Consider the following 21,169-nt stretch of genomic DNA (forward strand, 5'->3'; position numbering starts at 1 on the left):
GCGCCCTAGACCGGCGTCAGCACACCCGCCGAGTCACGGTAGTAGCTGCCGCTCGTGAGGCCCCACACCTTGTGCTTGTTGTGGAGCCACTGGAACGCGATGTCGTGCACGATCTCGGCGGGGCGCTCCCAGACCACGGAGTGTCCCGCGCCCTCCAGCTCGAACATCAGCTTCTCGGGCCCGCCGACGGCCTTGTAGAGGGCCGGCACGGAGAAGCGCAGGGGCGGGGGCACGGGCACGTTCGGCGCGGTGTTGGCCGTCTTGTCCAGCGCGCCGTAGACGATGACGACGGGGACCCGGTCACCGAGGACGTAGTTGCCCAGCGCGTCCTGGTAGGGCACCGTCTCGTTGGTCCAGCCCCAGAAGTAGGAGTTGCGGAACCGGTGGATGCCCTCGTACACGCCGGGTGACAGCTCCTTGCCCCAGGTGCTGCCGACGGGGTCGTTCGCCATCATGGCGGCCCACGCCTTGTCCTCCATGCCCGGCTCGCGCTGGGGCGGGGTGCCCTGCTCGTTGTTCCACGCGCCCACGAAGCCCTTCTTGTCGCTGACGAACATGGGGAAGCCGTACAGGGTGGGCGGGTCGGAGACCGGCAGCAAGGTGCCCGCCGGAAGGGCGAAGGGATCCGCGGGATCGCCCGACCACCGCCCGCCGGGCGGGAAGATGGGAGCGAGCAGGAACAGGCTCTTGACGACCTCGGGGTGCTGGAGGGTGTACGGCCCCATGGACGCCGCCGCCGCGGACCAGCCGATGAAGTCCATGGGCTTGTCCCGGTGGGGAAGCGACCTGATGAAGTCGGCCACGGTGGCCAGCTCCGCGCACTCGCTCTCCGTGTTGCCCAGCTGGTGCGGGTACAGAGGCAGGCCGGTGTACGGGGGCGACAGCGGATTGGGGGAGAGGACGCTGCGCTGTGCGGGGCTGGCGTTGCGGGGCTCGTCCATCTTCGGGCGGGGCGACCGCCCGTTGCCCTGCAGGTCCATCAGGAAGACGTCGTAGTGGTGCTTGGCCAGGTCCTGCGCCCAGTTGTAGTCGATGGTGGACCCGGGAACCGTGAGGTCGTACCCGGCGAGAACCGGGACGCTCCGGCCGTGGAGCATCAGCACCACCTCGTGCGGCTGGTTGCCCTCGGTGCCGTCGTACTCCCGGACGAAGAGGTTCACGGTGTCGCCCTCGTTCGCCGGCAGCTTCGAGACGTGCGGGACCGAGTAGTCCTTGTACGTGGGTGCCGTCATGGCTGTCCTCCCATCCGTAAGTGGGGAGCAATCCCCCTCCCCGAATGGGGACAAATCCCCGTAAAGTTCGGCTCAATTCCACCGTCCTCCTCTGTCTCGCGCTGCGCAACTCCGCACTGGCCAGCGGTAGTTGACCCGTCAAGGGCCGACGTCCTACGCCCTTGAACGCGAAACGGGTGTGGCCCGAGCCTGCGAGGCTCGGGCCACACCCGTTTCGCGTCGTGACGAGGGTCAGGGCAGCTGTGCCGCCCGCGCCTCGCGCCGGTTGTCGCGGAAGTTGTTCACCCGGCGGGCCGTGGCGAACAGCGGGATCACCGCACCCGTCACCAGCTGCAGCGCGCAGCCGGTCTGGAGGAGCAGCTGGCCGCCCGGGGCGTCGAACGCCCAGGCCGCCAGGAGGCCCACGCCGAGCACGATCCACGACAGCATCGCGACCGCGAGGCGGCCGCGCGGCTTCGGGTACTCGACCCGGCTCACCATCAGCCACGCCGTGCCGAGGATCGCGAGCAGCGTCGCGAAGAACGGCAGCTCCAGGAGCACGATAGAGACGACCGTGAGGGCGCCGAACGGCGACGGCATGCCCTGGAACATGCCGTTCGGCGGCGTCACGCACGAGAAGCGCGCGAGTCTCAGCACCACGGCCAGCAGCACCACGACCGCTCCGACCGCGGCCACCTTCTGGTACGCGTCGTCCGCCACCATGCCGTAGACGAGGACGAAGTACGCCGGGGCCAGGCCGAAGCTGATCAGGTCGGAGAGGTTGTCCAGCTCGGCGCCCATGGGGGAGGAGCGCAGCTTGCGCGCCACCAGGCCGTCGAACAGGTCGAAGATCGCCGCGCAGAGCATCAGGATGACCGCGGTCGCGGCGCTGTGGCGTGCCATGCCCGCCGACTGGTCGTCCCCGGTGAGGTGCGGGATCAGGATGCCGGTGGTGGTGAAGTACACCGCCATGAAGCCGCACGTCGCGTTGCCGAGCGTGAGGGTGTCCGCTATCGAGAGGCGGAGAGAGAGCGGCATCTCCTCCTCGTCCTCGCCGATCTCGTCGGCCTCGGGCACCCAGCCCGCCTGGGTCTCTGGATCAATCACGGTCAATGCGAGTCACCCCAGCCACGGTCTTCTGGCCGACCTCGACCGCCACCTCCACGCCCTCCGGCAGGTAGATGTCGACGCGCGAGCCGAAGCGGATCAGCCCGATGCGGTCGCCCTGCTCGACCTTCGTACCCTGAGGGACGTAGGGGACGATACGGCGGGCCACCGCGCCGGCGATCTGGATCATCTCGATGTCGCCGAGTTCGGTGTCGAAATGCCAGACTACGCGCTCGTTGTTCTCGCTCTCCTTGTTGAAGGCGGGAACGAAGCCACCGGGGATGTGCTCCACCGACGTCACCTGGCCCGAGAGGGGCGCTCGGTTGACGTGGACGTTGAGCGGGCTCATGAAGATGGCGACGCGGGTGCGGCCGTCCTTCCAGGGCATGATGCTCTGCACCACACCGTCGGCGGGGGAGATGACACGGCCCTGGGCGATCTCACGCTCGGGGTCGCGGAAGAACCACAGCATGCCCGCCGCCAGCGCGGTGGCGGGCACGGCGACGGCCTTGGCCGCGCCGGAGCGACGGGCGCGGAGCAGGCTGACGGCTGCGGTGGCGACGGTCGGGAGAAGCCACGGCGATGCTCCGCGCGCGAGGCGTACGCCGGCCAGGCTGTCTCGATGTGCAGAGGTTTGGCTGTGGGGCATGGATGACCTTCGTAGCGGATGATGCCGCGCGGGAAACGGGGACGGCGGCTTTCCGGGATCGTACCGGTCGGGGGCCACAACTGGGCAAGCCAGGAAGACGAGTCGGCGGCTGAAGACCGTTGACGGGGTGTGATCTTCTTCTCGAAGAAAACACCCCGTATCAGGACAATCAGCCCTGGAATCGATACTCTTCGAGCAGTCTCCGCCCGATGATCATTTTCTGGATCTCGGCGGTGCCTTCGCCGATCAGCAGCATCGGCGCCTCACGGTAGAGACGTTCGATCTCGTACTCCTTGGAGAAGCCGTAGCCGCCGTGGATCCGGAAGGCGTCCTCCACGACCTCCTTGCAGTACTCGGAGGCGAGGTACTTCGCCATCCCTGCCTCAAGGTCGTTTCGTTCCCCGGAGTCCTTTTTGCGTGCGGCGTTGACCATCATGGCATGCGCGGCCTCGACCTTGGTGGCCATCTCCGCGAGCTTGAACTGGATGGCCTGGTGCTGGGCGATCGCCTTGCCGAACGTGTGACGCTGCTGGGCGTACCGGACGCCCAGTTCGAACGCACGCTGTGCGACGCCGCAGCCACGCGCCGCCACGTTGACGCGGCCGACCTCGACCCCGTCCATCATTTGGTAAAAACCTCGGCCGGTGACGCCGCCGAGCACCCGATCGGCGGGAATCCGCAGCCCGTCCATGATCAGCTCGGTGGTGTCGACACCCTTGTAGCCCATCTTGTCGATCTTGCCGGGAATGGTGAGGCCGGGGCGCACCTCGCCGAAGCCCGGCTCCTTCTCCACCAGGAAGGTCGTCATCGACTTGTGGGGAGCCGTGCCCTCGGGGTGTCCTTCGTCACTTCGTACGAGGACGGCCACGAGGGACGACGTACCGCCGTTCGTCAGCCACATCTTCTGGCCGTTCAGGACGTACTCGTCGCCGTCCCGCACCGCCTTCGAGGTGATCGCCGACACGTCCGAGCCGAGGCCCGGCTCCGACATCGAGAACGCGCCGCGGATGTCGCCGGCCGCCATCCGCGGCAGGAAGTGCTCCTTCTGCTCCTGCGTGCCGTGCTGCTTGAGCATGTACGCCACGATGAAGTGCGTGTTGATGATCCCGGAGACGGACATCCAGCCCCGGGCGATCTCCTCGACGCACAGCGCGTACGTCAGAAGGGACTCGCCCAGGCCGCCGTACTCCTCGGGGATCATCAGGCCGAAGAGGCCGAGCTCCTTGAGGCCGTCGACGATCTGCTGCGGATACTCGTCGCGGTGCTCCAGCTCGGTGGCGACCGGGATGATCTCCTTGTCCACGAAGTCGCGGACAGTGGAGAGGATCTCCTGCTGGACGTCGGTCAGACCGGCGGTCTGGGCGAGACGGGCCATCGCTTACTTCCCCTGTTCCTTGAGCTCGGGGCGGCCCGGCTGCTCGCCGCCGCGCTCCTTGATGTACGTCTCGGTCGGCACCATCACCTTGCGGCGGAACACGCACACCAGCGTGCCGTCCTGCTTGTAGCCCTTGGTCTCGACGTAGACGATCCCGCGGTCGTTCTTCGACTTGGAGGGCCACTTGTCGAGCACGGTCGTCTGGCCGTAGATCGTGTCGCCGTGGAAGGTCGGCGCCACGTGCTTGAGCGACTCGATCTCCAGGTTCGCGATCGCCTTGCCCGAGATGTCCGGGACGGACATGCCGAGCAGCAGCGAGTAGATGTAGTTCCCGACCACCACGTTCTTGCCGAAGTCCGTCGTCTTCTCGGCGTAGTTCGTGTCCATGTGGAGTGGGTGGTGGTTCATGGTGAGGAGACAGAACAGGTGGTCGTCGTACTCCGTGACCGTCTTCCCGGGCCAGTGCTTGTACGTCGCACCGACCTCGAACTCCTCGTACGTGCGTCCGAACTGCATCGCCCTCAGGCCTCCGGGATCTCGAACTTCGACGTGCGCTGCATGCCGGCGGCCCGGCCCTTGCCGGAGATGACCAGGGCCATCTTGCGGCTGGCCTCGTCGATCATCTCGTCGCCGAGCATCGCGGAGCCCTTCTTGCCGCCCGCCTCGGATGTGTAGTAGTCGTACGCGTCCAGGATCAGCTCGGCGTGGTCGTAGTCCTCCTGCGACGGCGAGAAGATCTCGTTGGACGCCTCGACCTGCCCCGGGTGCAGCACCCACTTGCCGTCGAAGCCGAGCGCGGCGGCGCGCCGGGCGACCTCGCGGTAGCCGTCGATGTTGCGGATCTGGAGGTAGGGGCCGTCGATCGCCTGGAGGTTGTTGGCGCGGGCGGCCATCAGGATCTTCATCAGGATGTAGTGGTAGGCGTCCGCCGGGTAGCCGGGCGGCTGCTCGCCCACGACCAGCGACTTCATGTTGATGGAGGCCATGAAGTCGGCCGGGCCGAAGATGATCGTCTCCACGCGCTGGGACGCGGTGGCGATCTCGTTGACGTTGTTGAGGCCCTGCGCGTTCTCGATCTGCGCCTCGATGCCGATCTTGCCGACCTCGAAGCCCATGGTCTTCTCGATCTGGGTCAGCAGCAGGTCCAGCGCGACGACCTGCTGGGCCGTCTGCACCTTCGGCAGCATGATGCAGTCCAGGTTCTGCCCGGCGCCCTCGACCACGGTCACGACGTCACGGTACGTCCACTCGGTCGTCCAGTCGTTGACGCGGACCACGCGCGTCTTGCCGGTCCAGTCGCCCTCGTTGAGGAACTTGACGATGGTGTGCCGCGCCTCGGGCTTGGCGAGCGGCGCGCACGCGTCCTCCAGGTCGAGGAAGACCTGGTCCGCCGGGAGACCCTGCGCCTTCTCCAGGAAGCGCGGGTTCGAACCGGGTACTGCCAGGCACGAGCGCCGCGGGCGGAGACGGTTGACGGGCGTCGTCATGCGGGGACCTCCAGAGGGTCGAGCTTGTTCGCTTTGCGGATCTCGTCGACGATGCGGCCGATGATTCCGGTGATGTCGAAGTCCTTCGGGGTGAAGACCGCCGCCACTCCGGCTTCCCTGAGCTGCTCGGCATCCCCGTTCGGGATGATGCCACCGGCGATCACCGGTATATCTGTGGCACCGGCCACACGGAGTCGTTCCAGGACGTCGGGGACCAGCTGGGTGTGCGACCCGGAGAGGATCGACAGGCCCACCGCGTGCACGTCCTCGGCCAGGGCCGCGTCCACGATCTGCTCGGGAGTGAGCCGGATGCCCTGGTAGACCACCTCGAAGCCGGCGTCCCTGGCCCGCACCGCGATCTGCTCGGCGCCGTTGGAATGCCCGTCCAGACCGGGCTTGCCGACCAGGAACCGCAGCTTGCCGCTGCCCAGGTCGCGGGCGGTGGCGTCCACCTTGGCCCGCACCTCGGCGAGCGCCGAGCCCGCCTCGACGGGGACCGCTGTCGGAGCCGAGGAGACCCCGGTGGGCGCCCGGAACTCGCCGAACACCTCACGCAGGGCCCCGGCCCACTCGCCGGTCGTCACGCCCGCGCGGGCGCACTCCAGGGTGGCCGCCATGAGGTTGTCGGTGCCCTTGGCGGCCTCCTTCAGCCGCTCCAGGGCCTTGCAGGGCCGCGGGTGGTTGAACGGCGGCTGGTAGCGCGTGTCGCGCCAGCGACCGATCGCCGCAACGACCCTCGCCTCGACCGCCGGGTCGACGGTCTGGATGGCCGTGTCCAGGTCGGCGGTGAGCGGATTCGGCTCGGTGGTCTCGAAGATGTTGACACCGACGATCTTCTCCTGGCCGGACTCGATCCGGCCCCGCCGCTCGGCGTGCGACGCCACCAGCTGGGACTTCAGGTAGCCGGACTCGACGGCGGCCATCGCGCCGCCCATCTCCTGGATCCGGTCCATCTCGGCGAGGGAGTCCTCGACCAGCTGGGCGACCTTCGCCTCGATGACGTGCGAACCCTCGAAGATGTCGTCGTACTCCAGCAGGTCGCTCTCATGGGCGAGCACCTGCTGGATGCGCAGCGACCACTGCTGGTCCCAGGGCCGGGGCAGGCCGAGGGCCTCGTTCCACGCGGGAAGCTGCACGGCACGCGCGCGTGCGTCCTTCGACAGCGTCACGGCGAGCATCTCCAGGACGATGCGCTGGACGTTGTTCTCCGGCTGCGCCTCGGTCAGCCCCAGGGAGTTGACCTGCACGCCGTACCGGAAGCGGCGCTGCTTGGCGTCCTCGATGCCGTACCGCTCACGGGTGACCTTGTCCCAGATGCGGCCGAACGCGCGCATCTTGCACATCTCCTCGACGAAGCGGACGCCCGCGTTCACGAAGAAGGAGATACGGGCGACGACGTCACCCATCCGTTCCTGCGGCACCTGGCCGCTGTCGCGCACCGCGTCCAGGACGGCGACGGCGGTGGACATCGCGTACGCGATCTCCTGGACCGGCGTGGCGCCCGCCTCCTGCAGGTGGTAGCTGCAGATGTTGATCGGGTTCCACTTCGGGAGGTGGGAGACCGTGTACGCGATCATGTCCGTAGTCAGCCGGAGGCTCGGCCCCGGGGGGAAGACGTGCGTCCCCCGGGACAGGTACTCCTTGACGATGTCGTTCTGGGTCGTGCCCTGGAGCTTGGTGATGTCCGCGCCCTGCTCCTCGGCGACGACCTGGTAGAGCGCCAGCAGCCACATGGCGGTGGCGTTGATCGTCATCGAGGTGTTCATCTGCTCCAGGGGGATGTCCTGGAACAGCCGGCGCATGTCACCGAGGTGCGAGACGGGCACGCCCACCCGGCCGACCTCGCCGCGGGCGAGGATGTGGTCGGGGTCGTAGCCGGTCTGCGTCGGCAGGTCGAACGCCACCGACAGGCCCGTCTGGCCCTTGGCGAGGTTGCGCCGGTACAGCTCGTTGGACGCCTCGGCCGTGGAGTGCCCGGCGTACGTGCGCATAAGCCACGGCCGGTCCTTCACACGAGCCCCGTCGGCGATCTGACGCTCAGTCATCTATGACCTCGGGTGTCTCAGATGTTGCGGAAGCGGTTGATGGCGTCGAGGTGCTTGGCCCGCATCTCCTCGTCGCGCACGCCGAGGCCCTCCTCGGGGGCGAGGCACAGCACACCGACCTTGCCCTGGTGGAGGTTGCGGTGCACGTCGTAGGCGGCCTGGCCGGTCTCCTCCAGGGAGTAGACCTTCGACAGGGTGGGGTGGATCTTGCCCTTCGCGATCAGCCGGTTGGCCTCCCAGGCCTCGCGGTAGTTGGCGAAGTGCGAGCCGATGATCCGCTTCAGGGACATCCACAGGTAGCGGTTGTCGTACTCGTGGTTGTAGCCGGAGGTGGAGGCACAGGTGACGATCGTGCCGCCCTTGCGGGTGACGTAGACCGAGGCACCGAAGGTCTCGCGGCCCGGGTGCTCGAAGACGATGTCGACGTCCTCCCCGCCGGTGAGCTCGCGGATGCGCTTGCCGAAGCGCTTCCACTCCCTCGGGTCCTGCTCCTGCTCGTTCTTCCAGAACTTGTAGCCCTCGGCGTTGCGGTCGATGATCGCCTCGGCGCCCATCGCCCGGCAGATCTCCGCCTTCTGCGGCGAGGACACGACGCAGATGGGGTTGGCGCCGCCGGCCAGCGCGAACTGCGTGGCGTACGAGCCGAGACCGCCGCTCGCGCCCCAGATCAGCACGTTGTCGCCCTGCTTCATGCCGGCGCCGTTGCGGGAGACCAGCTGCCGGTAGGCGGTGGAGTTGACCAGACCAGGGGCGGCGGCCTCCTCCCAGCTGAGGTGGTCCGGCTTCGGCATCAGCTGGTTGGACTTGACCAGCGCGACCTCGGCGAGCCCGCCGAAGTTGGTCTCGAAGCCCCAGATGCGCTGCTCGGGGTCGAGCATGGTGTCGTTGTGGCCGTCGGACGACTCCAGCTCCACGGAGAGGCAGTGCGCGACGACCTCGTCACCGGGCTTCCAGGCGTTGACGCCGGGGCCGGTGCGCAGGACCACGCCCGCGAGGTCGGAGCCGATGATGTGGTAGGGCAGGTCGTGCCGCTTGGTCAGCTCGCTGAGGCGGCCGTAGCGCTCCAGGAAGCCGAAGGTCGACAGCGGCTCGAAGATCGAGGTCCACACCGAGTTGTAGTTGACACTCGATGCCATGACGGCGACCAGGGCCTCGCCCGGGCCGAGCTCGGGCAGGGGGACCTCGTCGAGGTGGATCGACTTGCGCGGGTCCTTGTCGCGGGTCTCCAGGCCCGCGAACATGTCCGTCTCGTCCTTGTGCACGGTGATCGCGCGGTACGACTCGGGAAGCGGAAGGGCGGCGAAGTCGGCCGGCGTCGATTCCGGCGACTGGATCGCGTCCAGAATGTCCTGAGTGGTCACGGTGTTGCCTCCGGCGGTGTGCGCCCCTGAGGGAAGGGGTGCTGAGGGTTACGTCGGTGCTGCTGAGGGTTTCGGGAAAGGGTGCCGTCGGTTCGGCGGGGTGGTGCTTCGGCAGCGCTTTGTGGCGCGGGAGGTTGCCTGTGACGCAGGCGTCCGGCGGGCGGGCCGATGGGCTCACCGGGACAGGCCGGACACCATCAACGTATGACACCGCGTGTCAGGCCGCAAGGCACTGAGTGCCAGCACTTCGCCTCAGATGAAATCTTTACGTAACAAATGAGCGATGATCGATCGAACGGCCGCTGAAAGATGCCTGAAAAGCTGCCCTGACATGCCAAAACGGCCACCCGGGCGGGTGGCCGTCATCACAGCGGCAGGGTGGCCAAGGGCACTCCCGGACGGAGGCTCAGCGTTCCTTGAGCGCCTGCTCGATGGTCCGCATGACCTCGTCCAGGGGAGCGTCGGTGCGGGCCACCGTGACCAGCACCTCGCCCTGCGAGGCGAGGGTGCTCGCGGCGGCCGGCCGGTGCGCCGTCGTGTCCCGGCCCGCCCCGATCCCCGTCCCGAACGTCTTCCGCACGATCGCGAAGGCGTGGTCCAGCTGGGTCTCCACGTCTCCCTGGCCGCCGGCCCGCAGCCAGCGGCGCAGCACGTGGTTGTGGGCGGTGACCACCGCCGACGCCGCGACCTCGGCAAGCAAGGGGTCGTCGTTCGCGTCGTCCGCGTGGGCGTGCTCGTCGAAGTGGCCGAGGAGGTAGCGGGTGAAGAGCCGCTCGTACCGGGCCACCGACGCGATCTCCGCCTCACGCAGCGTCGGCACCTCGCGGGTGAGCTTGTAGCGGGCGACCGAGATCTCCGGCCGGCCCGCGTACATCTTCATGACTTCCTTGATGCCGCGGCACACCGTGTCGAGCGGGTGCTCGTGGGCCGGGGCCGCGTTCAGCACGGCCTCGGCACGGATCAGCGTGTCGTCGTGGTCCGGGAAGATCGCCTCTTCCTTGGAACGGAAGTGACGGAAGAAGGTGCGGCGGGCGACCCCGGCCGCCGCCGCGATCTCGTCGACGGTGGTCGCCTCGTACCCCTTCGTCGCGAAGAGCTCCATCGCGGCGGCCGCCAGTTCGCGGCGCATCTTGAGCCGCTGGGCCGCCGCGCGGCTGCCCGCGGCACTCTCCGGCGCATCGGGCGTGGCGGGGGTACGTGAGGACTTGGCGGGCTGGGGCATGACCCGAACGTACTGCATGTGCGCAGCTTGATGCGCATGTCCGGGGTTTCCCCCGCCCGTGAAGGGCGGGGGACCGCCGGGCTGGATGGGCGCGAGATGGCTGCCGGGGTCGAGCAGTCCGCCCCATTCCTTCTCGTCCCGGAACCAGTCGCCGACGCCGTCAGCGGCGGGCATATTCGCGGAAGCCGCGGCCGGTCTTGCGGCCGAGGCAGCCTGCGGCCACCAGGTGCTCCAGGAGCGGCGCGGGCGCGAGGCCCGGGTCGCGGAACTCCCGGTGCAGCACCTTCTCGATGGCGAGCGAGACGTCCAGGCCGACCACGTCGAGCAGCTCGAACGGGCCCATCGGGTAGCCGCCGCCCAGCTTCATCGCCGCGTCGATGTCGTCGAGGGACGCGTAGTGCTCCTCGACCATCTTGATCGCGTTGTTGAGGTAGGGGAACAGCAGCGCGTTCACGATGAATCCGGCCCGGTCACCGCAGTCGACCGCGTGCTTGCGGATCTTCGCGCAGACCTCGCGGACCGTGGCGTGGACGTCCTCGGCGGTCAGCACGGTCCGGACGACCTCGACCAGCTTCATGGCCGGCGCCGGGTTGAAGAAGTGCATGCCGATCACGTCCTGCGGACGTGAGGTGGCGCGGGCGCAGGCGACGACCGGCAGCGAGGAGGTCGTGGTGGCCAGGACCGCGCCCGGCTTGCAGACCTTGTCCAGGGTCGCGAACAGCTGCTGCTTGACCTCCAGGTCCTCGGCGACCGCCTCGACGGCCAGGTCCACGTCCGAGAAGGCGTCGTACGAACCCACCGGGGTGATCAGGTCCAGGGTCTGGGCGGCGGCCTCGGCGGTCATCCGGCCCTTGCCGACGGAGCGGTCCAGGGACTTGCCGATACGGGCCTTCGCCGCCTGCGCCTTCTCCTCGCTGCGGGCGGCGAGGACGACCTCGTACCCGGCCTTGGCGAAGACCTCGGCTATCCCGGAGGCCATGGTGCCGGAGCCGGCGACGCCGACCGAGCGGACCGTACGGCCCGGGGTGAGCGCGGCGCCGTCCAGCGGGGTGAGCGCGTCACGGACGACGGTGGTGCTGCCCGGGGTCTCGTACGTGTAGAAGCCGCGGCCCGACTTGCGGCCGGTCAGGCCCGCCTCGCTGAGCTGCTTGAGGATCGGGGCCGGGGCGTGCAGCCGGTCGCGGGACTCGGCGTACATGGCCTCCAGGACCGTACGCGCGGTGTCGATGCCGATCAGGTCGAGCAGGGCGAGGGGGCCCATCGGCAGGCCGCAGCCGAGCCGCATGGCCGCGTCGATGTCCTCGCGGGAGGCGTACTTCGCCTCGTACATCGCGGCGGCCTGGTTGAGGTAGCCGAACAGCAGGCCGTCCGCGACGAACCCGGGGCGGTCGCCGACCGCGACCGGCTCCTTGCCCAGCTCGATGGCCAGGTCGGTGACGGCGGCGACGGCGCTCGGCGCGGTGAGGACCGAGGAGACCACCTCGACCAGCTTCATCGCCGGGGCCGGGTTGAAGAAGTGCAGGCCGAGGACGCGCTCGGGACGGGCCGAGTCGGCGGCCAGCCGGGTCACGGAGAGCGCGTTGGTGCCGGTCGCGAGGACGGTCTCGGGGCCGACGATGCCGTCCAGCTCCCGGAAGACCTGGTGCTTGATGTCGTACGACTCCGGGACCACCTCGATGACGAGGCCGGCGTCGGCCGCGGCCGTCAGGTCGGTGCCGGTACGGACCCGGGCCAGCAGGTCGGCGCGCTCCTGCTCGGTGAGCCTGCCGCGCGCCACGGCCCGGGCCGTCGAGGCCTCCAGGGCGGCGAGGGACCTGGCGGCCTGGGCCTCGCTGACGTCGATGCCGATCACCTCGCGGCCGGCCCTCGCGAGGACCTCGGTGATACCGGTGCCCATGGTGCCGAGGCCGATGACGGCGATCGTCCTGAGCGGGGACAGGGAAGGGTCGGACTGGGGAGTGGCCATCGCGGGACTCCAGGAATGAGGGTGACGACTGGAAACGCGCCCGGGTGCGCCGAGGGGGCGCACCGGGTGCGGAGAGAGCTGCGTGAATGCGGGTGTCGCCGGGCTGCGAGCGCACACGCCCGGTGCTGCTGCCGCGGGCGCGCACACGCCCGGGAGCGGCGGATTCCGACCGGCCCTGTCCCGGAGCCGAGTCGTACTGCGGTACCGAGGTACCGAACCGACCTGACACTCACGCGGCTGCGTCACCAAACCGACGTGAGCGATGGCGAGTGGGTGACTCGCTCGATTGAGCTTAACCGGCGGGTAACGAGCGCGCCAGCCCCCCGACTTTGTGATGTACGTCCCTCCATCCCCGCGACCCCTCTACGCTGGGCTTCGTGGACGAAGAGTTGCGATCACTCACGGAGCGTTTGCGGCAGGAGTCGCAGGGAACGGCCGCCTACGACCGGCTTCTGGCCACCGAGGACCACCACGAACTGGCGGAGGTGCTGACCGCCGCCGGACAGCCCCTGTGGGCCAGGGAGCTGGCGGCCTTCCGGCTGGGGACGGCCGGCGACCGGCGGGCCTTCGAGACCCTGGTGCTCCTGCTCAATCACCGCGACCCACCCCGCTGCGCCTCCGCCGCCTACGCCCTCGCCCGCCTGCGGGACCCGCGTACCGCCCGCGCGGCCGCCGCCCTCGCCACCAACGAACTGCGCGTCGCCTATGCCCTGCACCCCGTCCGCCTGCTGGTCGAACTGGGCGCCCCGGAGTCCGTCCCCGCGCTGATCACCACCCTGGAACGCCGGCTGCGCCCGCACGACCCCTACCGCAGGGTCGCCCTCGCCTGTGTGGACGGCCTCGGTGTCCTCGGCGACAACCGCGCCCGCCGCGTCCTGACCGAGGCCCTGGCGCACCCCACCCTCGCCGAGGCGGCGGTGCAGGCCCTCGCCCGCATCCCTAGGCAGAGGTGACGCCGGGCTCCTTGACGTACCGCACCTCGGGCACCGGCACCCCGTCGACCTCGTACGGCTCCTCGGCGCCGTCGGCGACGAAGCCCGCGATCTCGTAGAACCGCCGGGCGCGCGCGTTCTCCTTCAGCACCCACAGATACACGCGCGCGTACCCGGCGCACTGCTCAAGAACCGTCGCGAGCAGCGCCCGCCCGGCGCCGGTGCCGAGGTGCGCCTCGTCCAGGTAGATGGCGTACAACTCGGCGTCCCCGGTGCGTGTTTCACCCTCCCGGTAGGGCCCGTGCGCGGCCCAGCCCACGATCGTGCCGTCGCGCACCGCCACCAGCTCCGTCACTCCGTCCCGGCCGTCGCGGAACCTGGCCCGCCGCCGCTCGGCGTCCCGCTCGGCACTGAGCCCGTCCAGGAACGGCTGCGGCATGAGGCCCCGGTAGGCGTACTGCCAGCCCCGGACGCGTATCTCCGAGACCCGGCAGCAGTCGTCGAGCGTCATCGGGCGGACATGAAGGGCGGCGTCATGGGCAGAGGAGCCGTGGAGCGAGTCGTCGTTCATGGCGGCACCTTAGGGATCGGACGGCTCCGTCCGCCCATGATTCGCGACGGGCCGTCAGAATCGGCTCAGCCGCGGAAGCCCAGCAGGGTGTGCAGGGTGGAGCCGCGGGACGACGTCGAGGCGGCCTTGGTGGTCAGGGGTTTGGGGTCGGGGGTCTTGCGGCAGACCGCGTCGGCGGTGCCCTCGCCGCGCGGGACCGTGCCGTCGGCCAGGTAGGCGGCGAGGTAGGCGTCCAGGCAGGTGTTGCCGCTGAGCGTGATGCCGTGGTTGCCGCCGCCCTGCTCCACGACCAGGCTGGAGCCGGCCAGCAGCCGGTGGACCGTGACGCCGCCCTGGTAGGGGGTGGCCGCGTCGTCCGTCGCCTGGAAGAGGAGGACCGGCGGGAGCTTGCCGTTCGCGATGTTCAGGGGGGTGAGCGTCTTCGTGGGCCAGTACGCGCACGCCGCGTTGTACCAGGCGTTGTTCCAGGCCATGAACGGCGCTTTCTCGTATGCCGCCCAGGTGTCCTTGCGCCACTGGTTCCAGTCCCGCGGCCAGGAGGAGTCCCGGCACTGGACGGCCGCGTAGACGCTGTAGCCGTTGTCGCCGGAGGCGTCGACGGCGGCGAAGTTCTCGTACGCCTCGACCAGCGCGGCCGTCTTCCTGCCGTTGGCGTAGGCGGAGAACGCCTCGGCCAGATAGGGCCAGTAGCCGTTGTAGTAGCCGCCCGGGATGAAGGTGTCCTCCAACTCGGCGGCGCCCACCTTGCCGCCCGCAGGCTCCTTCGCCAGCGCGGCCCGCATGGCGTACCACTTGGCCTCGACCTTCTCCGGGTCGGTGCCGAGCTTGTAGGTGGAGTCGTACTTCGCGATCCACGCCATCAGGGCGCGCTGGCGGCTGTTGAACGCGTAGTCCTGGCTCAGGTTGTCGTCGTACCAGACGCCCGTGGGGTCGACGATCGAGTCCAGGACCAGGCGGCGGATCCGGTCCGGGTGCAGCTTCGCGTAGACCGCGCCCAGGTAGGTGCCGTACGAGTAGCCGAAGTAGCTGATCCGACGCGCGCCGAGGGCCTGGCGGATCGAGTCCAGGTCCTCGGCGGCGCTGACCGTGTCGAGGTGGGGCAGCAGGTTCGCGTACTTCCTGCCGCAGGCCGCCGCGAACGACTGCGCCCGCTTGAGGTTCGCCTGTTCGAGGGCGGGGGTGGCCGGGACCGGGTCGGGGCGCACCGGCTTGAAGTGGCCGGGCGCGCAGTCGACCGCCGGGCTGCTCCTGCCGACCCCGCGCGGGTCGAAGCCGATGACGTCGTACCGGGCCGCCACCTTCTTGGGCAGTGTGGACGCCACGAAGCCCGCGAGACTCAGCCCGCTGCCGCCGGGGCCGCCGGGGTTGACCAGCAGTGGACCCTGAGAGGCCGGCGCGGTGTGCGGGACCCGGGTGAGGGCGAGGGCGATCTGCTTTCCGCGCGGGTTCCGGTGGTCGAGCGGCACCTTGACCGAGCCGCACTGGAGCGTCGGGTAGTCGGTGGTGCCGCACTTCTTCCAGGCCACCGGGGACACCTGGACGGGGGCTCGGGTGACGGCGGTCGCGGGCGGGGCGGTGAACGAACCGGCCACGGCAGCGGCGGCGGCGCACAGCACGGCTGCGCGTGTTCGCATGGGGTCCTCCCAGGACGGAGGGTCGCGGACCGCACGTGTCACGGTCCTCGCCGCATCGTCCCGGAAACAGGACCCGAAAGAACGCATTCTGACGATTAATGACCCAATTGGCCCGAGGGTTGCGCCCGAACGCCCCGGTCACCCACGCGCTCAGAGCAGCGTGAGCCGGGTCGGCTCCGGCAGTGCCGGCTCCTCCAGAGATGCCGACCTCCGTGACGTCCGCCGCCCGGCGCAGCAGGTCCAGGTCGCGCAGGATCAGGGTGCCCTTGGTGAGGATCGAGAACGGGTTCGCCTGCTCGGTGAGGGCGGAGATGATCCCGGGCATCAGCCGGTAGCGGCCCTCGGCGCGCTGGTAGCAGTCGACGTTGGTGCCCATCGCGATGTGGTCGCCGAGCCAGCGGCGTGGGCCCAGCTGGCGGCGGAGCAGCTCCGGCGCGTTCACCTTGGCCACGATCTGGGTGTCGAAGCCGATCCCGGTGTCCAGGTCCAGGTAGCTGTGCGTCTTGCGGGCGAAGCAGTACACGCAGGTACTGCTTCTCGCGCGGTGTCTTCTCGTGCCGGACACGGGAGGCATGAGGCAGGGTCGTTTCCAAAGTCCGGGTTGCGGGTGATCGTGCAGGTCATCCCGACCGCTATATCACTGGGGAGGCCGTTGATCATCTCGATGGCCTGACGGGAGCCGTGCCCGAGAGAAGCACTGAGCTGACGTGGGCCGCGGTCGGTCGGCGGATCGCCCGAGACGCTCGCTGACGGCTGGCGAGGGGGAGCAGCCAGCCGGGATGTTCGGACTGGCTGCTCTCAGCTCGGGAGTTTCCGGCTCGGTTCGTTCGTGCTTCATCTGTCCTGCACGATGAAGCAGGCCCGTTAGTAGAGCTCGTCGAACGTGATGACTTCGACGTCCTGGATGGATCGCCTGTACTGCTGAAGGAAGTCATCTTCTCGGGGTTCGCCGCGCCGCCGTCGGTGAACTCGTTGAGGCTTCCGATCACGAGCACCTGTCGCGGTCGGACGGTGGAGACCTCGATGCCGGTCGGGGCACCGTCGTCCCGGAACTGCCTGTGCAGTTGACCGCTGACCAGTTGTTGGGCCTTGTAGGCGGTCTTCTGTACCTGCGCCACGGCGCCGACGACTTCCTTGGAGACCTGATAGACGTCCGGCGCCCGGTACGGTGCGCTGGCCAGCAGGGATGTCAGATGGGTCTTGATCTCGCAGAACAGCAGGCTGCTGATGAAGCCCCTGGGACGCATGACGGCGTCACTGCGCTTTCCCGCCCCCGCGAAGATGTTCGCGCCGGTCGTGATGCGCTCCAGCTTGCCGTCGTCGTAGGGGTCACAGGCAACGAAGGTGAGACCGTATCCGAAGATCCAGGAATTCTTTTCGAAGAAGCCCTGCCAGGCGCTTCGCTGTGCCACGTCTCGCAGCCGACGGCCCCGCGGTCTCCGAGACGGCCGCGCAGGGGCATGATCGCTATGGCGGGCCAGCTCCTGGCAGTCCCCTTCGATCAGGTGCGGGCGGAACTGGAGGCCATCAAGCCCCCGGTCCCTTGCGCCAATGGCCTGCACGATGTGATGGTCCCCGCTCGCAACTCCTACGTCGCTGTCCAGCGTCTTGCCGGTTGGCCGGCCTGCGTACAGCAGGGATGCCCGCGGTCCGCGTGAGAGCGCGGCGCATTCGTCGGACTCGTCGAGAACCGTCTCGGCGAAGGTCCGCAGCAGCATGAGCGCGACCGGAACGAGCACGGCGACGACGGCCGAGTCGGTATCGGTCCGCCGGGCCGGGTTGGCGGCGGCGTCATCGCGCGACTTGCGGCTGAGCTGATCGTGCGCTGCTGGTCTCGATACGCCCGAGCATGGCGGCGATCTGGGAGTCGAGCGCCCGTGATCGTGGGCCACGACCACGGGGCTCCGGTGGCGTGAGCCTCGACCTGGGCCCGGGCCGACGCCTTCTGCGGATCGTGGCGCTGAGCGTGCCCTTCGGTGGACGAGGCCAGTCGGGGCTCTGAGCCATTCCTTCGGTGAACCGTCCTGGGGGCCCTGCGCCGTTTGTCGGCGCCGGGCCAGAGCTACAGAGCTCAACTGCGGTGGCTGGGCTGCACGCACCTTGATGTACGGGCCTGTCCTGTTCTGGTGGCAGGGCATGGCCTGCATCCCGACGTTCGGCGGAACCCGCGATCCCTGTCGCTATCCCATCTCGTTCCGCTTACCCTCTTGCCCCCTCATGGAATTACGGTCATACTTTAAAGGTCGCGGGAACCTCAGGGATCTGACCCAGAGCGGCCCCGCCCGAGGCCTCTGGCCGCCGACTGCAGCCGCAGTCGGGAGACCGGGTTACCGCCCTGCGCCCACCCTGCAAGGAAGAAGGGGGCGGCGCACACTGGCGCCAACCCTCACATCGAAGGGCACGACCGTGAACGACGCACATGAAGTACGAGGCGACGTGGTGACGTCGTACAAGAACGCACCGACCCGCACCGTCACCGCCGGCGGAGTGACCTTCGCCTACCGTGAGCTCGGTCCCCGGTCGGGTGTCCCGGTGGTCTTCCTCACCCACCTCGCCGCAGTGCTCGACAACTGGGATCCCCGGGTCGTCGACGGCATCGCCGCCGGGCACCGGGTGATTACGTTCGACAGCAGGGGCGTCGGCGCCTCCACCGGTTCGACGCCGAAGACCATCGAGGAGATGGCCAAGGACGCCGTCACCTTCATCCGGGCGCTCGGACTCAAGCAGGTGGACATCCTCAGTTTCTCGATGGGCGGCATGATCGCCCAGGTGATCGCGCAGACCGACCCGCAACTCATCCGCAGACTGATCCTTGCGGGCACCGGTCCTGCCGGCGGTGAGGGCATCAAGAACGTGACCCGGATCTCCCACTTCGACACGCTCCGAGCGCTGATCACCCTTCAGGATCCGAAGCAGTTCCTCTTCTTCACCCGCACCGCGAACGGGCGTCGGGCCGGCAAGGAGTTCCTGGCTCGTCTGAAGGAGCGCACGAAGGACCGGGACAAGGCGATCTCCCTCGTCTCCTACCTCTCTCAGCTCAAGGCCATCCACCGCTGGGGGCTGGCACGTCCGCAGGATCTCTCCGTGATCCAGCAGCCCGTGCTCGTCGCCAACGGTGACGACGACAGGATGGTTCCGACGCAGAACTCGGTCGACTTGGCCCGGCGACTGCCGAACGCCGAGCTGGTGATCTACCCCGACGCCGGCCACGGCGGCATCTTCCAGTTCCATGAGCAGTTCGTGCCGACCGCTCTCGAGTTCCTCGAACGGCCGTAGGTCCGCGGTCCGGTCGGCGCTCAAACCGAGGACGTTGCCTCAGAGTCGTGACGCCCGGTGGGCGGGCGACTCGAGGCGTCTGTCCGGCATCACTGACCTGGCCGTTTCCCGGCCGTGCGGCGCCGGCGAGGTGGTCGTCGTGCGGGACGGCGATGCGGAGAACGGCGTGGTGGACGCCCCGTCAGTGACGCGGCGGGAGCCTCCAGGGGGCTGAGCCAGTGCTGGCTGCTCGGTGCGAGGCGGGGTCGGGCGAGCTCCCGCTGAGTGGTGAGGCGGCCTGGAGCCGTCCCGCTGGCCGGATTGTCGGCGTGCATGGAATCGCTTTCGCGTGCGGAGGCAACCTCATCACGCAGGGCGCGGCAGGGGCAGGCGGTCACCCGCCCGGGGATTGACCGTCCGCCTCAGCGGATGAAGGTGAGGGCGTTCTCGATTCCCTGCTCAAGGACCTCGTCGGAGAACTTTCGGTCGGAGAGGGCGCGGGACAGCTGCAACGTTCCCACCGCCATGGTGAAGAGCCCGATGGCCTGACCGCGGGCGGACTGTGGATCCTCGGGTGCCAGGCGGGCGGCGAGTTCTTCCACGATGGCCTTGGCGCCGTCGGTGTAGGCCCCCTTGGCCCCGTCACCGCAGCGGCCGATCTCGTCGAGCAGGGCCGCGGACGGGCATCCGTCGCCGGGGTTGTCCCGGTGCTGGGGTGACAGATACTCGCGAACGAAATCCTCGAGTCCCTCGCGGCCGGGTCGCAGCGTGCCGTACTGCTTCACCTGCGTGCGCAGCTGGTCGGCGACGACGTTGGCGACGAGGTCGTCCTTGGACTCGAAGTGGGCGTAGAAGGCTCCGTTGGTGAGTCCGGCGTCCGACATCAGGGTGGAGATGCCGGAGCCGTCTATGCCGTCCTGCTTGAACCGGTGGCCGGCCCGTTCGATGATCCGTTGCCGGGTCACCTGCTTGTGCTCCTTGGTGTAGCGCGCCACAGGGTTCCTCCATCAACTCAGCCGGGCCATTGCCTTGCATCCCATCCTAATCCATGGTCTGACGCATGTAATATTACGATCGACAGACGACTTTGCGGCCGATCCGCCGCGCCCGGGACACCACCGCACCTCGGCCCCGGGCGGGTGCGCCGCAGCGGCACCGTCGCCACCGCGGACACCACGCGGCGTTCGGCGCAACGCCGGGGAGCGGACCGCCCACCGGACGGCACGTCATGGGCCCGAGCGGCAGCGATCTCACCACCGCCGAGTCCGCCGCCCGCCGGCCCGGAAAGCGGAGGGCTTCGCACCGCCTCAGGTCTTCGCCCGGTCGACCGCCCACACCGCGAGATCGCCTACCACCTCGCCGACTCCGACGCGAAGGCGTACTTCGCGTTCGAGGGCACGCCGGAGCTGCCGATCGCGCAAGCCGCGTGGGAGGGGTTTGGGGCGACCGAGGGCTGCACCGAGTTCTTCCTGATCGAGAGCGGTGCCGCAGCCCCGGGCGGGGAGGGGGTCGGCGACGGGACCCCGGAGTCCTACGCCGTGGCCGTCGCCGAGCAGCCCGCGACGTTCCGGACGGTCGAGCGCGACGAGGACGACACCGCCGTGGTCCTCTACACCTCCGGCACGACCGGCCATCCCAAGGGCGCGGAGCTGCGGCACCGCAACGTGTACGACAACGCGCTCATCGGCAGGGACCTGTTCGCGTCCGATCCCGGGCGACCCGACACGTACCTGTGTGTGCTGCCGTTGTTCCACGCCTTCGGCCAGACCGTGATCCAGAACGGCGCCTTCGGGTTCGGCGGCACGATCGTGATGCAGCCGAGGTTCGAGGCACGGGCGGCCCTGCGGCTCATGCTCGCCCACGACGTGACGTTCTTCGCCGGGGTCTCCACGATGTACCGGGGTCTGCTCGCCGCACTCGACGAGACGGTCGACGTCGCCCGCCTGGCGGCGAACCTCCGCGTGGCCGTGGCCGGTGGCGCGGCCCTGCCCGCCGAGATCCACAAGCAGTTCAAGGACCGCTTCGGCGTCACGATCCTCGAGGGCTACGGGCTGTCCGAGACCTCGCCGATCGCGTCCTTCTCCCGCTTCGGCGAGGAACCCCGCGTTGGCTCCATCGGGGTGCCCGTCCCGGGTGTGGAGATGAGGCTCATCCGCGACGACTGGTCCGAGGTCGAGGGCGGCCCCGACGAGATCGGGGAGATCGCGATCAAGGGGCACAACGTCATGAAGGGCTACTACAAGCGGCCCGAGCGACGGCCGAGGCGATCCAGGAGGGCTGGTTCCGATCCGGCGACCTCGCCCGCAAGGACACTTATATTACGTACATAATGCCAATAGGGCGCGGTCGACAAG

17 protein-coding genes and 1 pseudogene are annotated in these 21,169 nt (G+C 69.0%); 3 read left to right on the plus strand and 15 right to left on the minus strand.

Annotated elements, in window-relative coordinates; translation table 11 throughout:
- Nucleotides 1-5: 5 nt before the first annotated feature.
- The 10 genes from OHB00_RS40690 to OHB00_RS40735 all read right to left on the minus strand — a co-directional run bounded on the left by OHB00_RS40690 (nt 6) and on the right by OHB00_RS40735 (nt 12,423).
- A complete protein-coding gene (locus tag OHB00_RS40690) occupies nt 6-1,232 on the minus strand; it encodes an alpha/beta fold hydrolase (RefSeq protein ID WP_406442617.1) in 1,227 nt (408 codons plus the stop codon).
- Between the two features lie 231 nt (nt 1,233-1,463).
- The gene (pssA, locus tag OHB00_RS40695; RefSeq protein WP_406442619.1) at nt 1,464-2,324 is read right to left on the minus strand and encodes a CDP-diacylglycerol--serine O-phosphatidyltransferase; all 861 of its coding nucleotides are present in this window, start codon (nt 2,322-2,324) and stop codon (nt 1,464-1,466) included.
- Nucleotides 2,311-2,967 (minus strand): phosphatidylserine decarboxylase, encoded by a 657-nt coding sequence (locus OHB00_RS40700; RefSeq protein ID WP_189266580.1) that lies wholly within the window; start codon nt 2,965-2,967, stop codon nt 2,311-2,313. The genes pssA and OHB00_RS40700 overlap by 14 nt, the downstream gene beginning before the upstream one ends.
- Before the next feature lie 169 nt (nt 2,968-3,136).
- Entirely contained in the window at nt 3,137-4,342 is a 1,206-nt protein-coding gene (locus OHB00_RS40705) for an acyl-CoA dehydrogenase family protein (protein ID WP_406442622.1), read from the minus strand.
- Between the two features lie 3 nt (nt 4,343-4,345).
- Complete coding sequence (locus OHB00_RS40710; RefSeq protein ID WP_062667068.1) at nt 4,346-4,858, minus strand: MaoC family dehydratase; 513 nt, start codon at nt 4,856-4,858, stop codon at nt 4,346-4,348.
- Nucleotides 4,859-4,863: 5 nt separating this feature from the next.
- Nucleotides 4,864-5,829, minus strand: coding sequence for a CoA ester lyase (locus tag OHB00_RS40715; protein ID WP_123972515.1), 966 nt, complete (start codon nt 5,827-5,829; stop codon nt 4,864-4,866).
- The gene (locus OHB00_RS40720; protein WP_406442624.1) at nt 5,826-7,874 is read right to left on the minus strand and encodes a protein meaA; all 2,049 of its coding nucleotides are present in this window, start codon (nt 7,872-7,874) and stop codon (nt 5,826-5,828) included. Before OHB00_RS40720 ends, OHB00_RS40715 begins: the two co-directional genes overlap by 4 nt.
- 17 nt (nt 7,875-7,891) lie before the next feature.
- Nucleotides 7,892-9,235 (minus strand): crotonyl-CoA carboxylase/reductase, encoded by a 1,344-nt coding sequence (gene ccrA / locus OHB00_RS40725; RefSeq protein ID WP_406442626.1) that lies wholly within the window; start codon nt 9,233-9,235, stop codon nt 7,892-7,894.
- A 406-nt stretch (nt 9,236-9,641) separates the two neighbouring features.
- The gene (locus OHB00_RS40730) at nt 9,642-10,457 is read right to left on the minus strand and encodes a TetR family transcriptional regulator (RefSeq protein ID WP_406446195.1); all 816 of its coding nucleotides are present in this window, start codon (nt 10,455-10,457) and stop codon (nt 9,642-9,644) included.
- A gap of 160 nt (nt 10,458-10,617) precedes the next feature.
- Entirely contained in the window at nt 10,618-12,423 is a 1,806-nt protein-coding gene (locus tag OHB00_RS40735; protein WP_406442628.1) for a 3-hydroxyacyl-CoA dehydrogenase family protein, read from the minus strand.
- A 377-nt stretch (nt 12,424-12,800) separates the two neighbouring features.
- On the opposite strand from OHB00_RS40735, the gene OHB00_RS40740 reads away from it, so the two are divergent.
- Nucleotides 12,801-13,376 (plus strand): adenylosuccinate lyase, encoded by a 576-nt coding sequence (locus OHB00_RS40740; protein ID WP_406442630.1) that lies wholly within the window; start codon nt 12,801-12,803, stop codon nt 13,374-13,376.
- On the opposite strand, the gene OHB00_RS40745 is transcribed toward OHB00_RS40740, so the two are convergent.
- The 4 genes and pseudogenes from OHB00_RS40745 to OHB00_RS40760 all read right to left on the minus strand — a co-directional run bounded on the left by OHB00_RS40745 (nt 13,363) and on the right by OHB00_RS40760 (nt 17,452).
- Nucleotides 13,363-13,926 carry a GNAT family N-acetyltransferase gene (locus tag OHB00_RS40745; RefSeq protein WP_406442632.1) on the minus strand — a complete coding sequence of 188 codons (564 nt, stop codon included), beginning with the start codon at nt 13,924-13,926 and terminating at the stop codon, nt 13,363-13,365. The genes OHB00_RS40740 and OHB00_RS40745 overlap by 14 nt on opposite strands.
- Before the next feature lie 65 nt (nt 13,927-13,991).
- A complete protein-coding gene (locus tag OHB00_RS40750; RefSeq protein WP_406442634.1) occupies nt 13,992-15,560 on the minus strand; it encodes an alpha/beta hydrolase in 1,569 nt (522 codons plus the stop codon).
- A 184-nt stretch (nt 15,561-15,744) separates the two neighbouring features.
- Nucleotides 15,745-16,089, minus strand: a pseudogene (locus OHB00_RS40755) (radical SAM protein); the annotation flags it as partial.
- 127 nt (nt 16,090-16,216) lie between these two features.
- Nucleotides 16,217-17,452, minus strand: a complete 1,236-nt coding sequence (locus OHB00_RS40760; protein WP_406442636.1) for a Shedu immune nuclease family protein — start codon at nt 17,450-17,452, stop codon at nt 16,217-16,219.
- A 514-nt stretch (nt 17,453-17,966) separates the two neighbouring features.
- On the opposite strand from OHB00_RS40760, the gene OHB00_RS40765 reads away from it, so the two are divergent.
- A complete protein-coding gene (locus OHB00_RS40765) occupies nt 17,967-18,836 on the plus strand; it encodes an alpha/beta fold hydrolase (RefSeq protein WP_406442638.1) in 870 nt (289 codons plus the stop codon).
- A gap of 401 nt (nt 18,837-19,237) precedes the next feature.
- Here the strand turns inward: OHB00_RS40765 and OHB00_RS40770 are convergent, their stop codons facing one another.
- Complete coding sequence (locus tag OHB00_RS40770) at nt 19,238-19,810, minus strand: TetR/AcrR family transcriptional regulator (RefSeq protein WP_406442640.1); 573 nt, start codon at nt 19,808-19,810, stop codon at nt 19,238-19,240.
- A gap of 144 nt (nt 19,811-19,954) precedes the next feature.
- On the opposite strand from OHB00_RS40770, the gene OHB00_RS40775 reads away from it, so the two are divergent.
- Complete coding sequence (locus OHB00_RS40775; RefSeq protein WP_406442641.1) at nt 19,955-21,145, plus strand: AMP-binding protein; 1,191 nt, start codon at nt 19,955-19,957, stop codon at nt 21,143-21,145.
- Nucleotides 21,146-21,169: the final 24 nt, after the last annotated feature.

Origin of the sequence: Streptomyces sp. NBC_00631, assembly GCF_045206895.1 — a bacterium.
Taxonomy (GTDB): Bacteria; Actinomycetota; Actinomycetes; order Streptomycetales; family Streptomycetaceae; genus Streptomyces.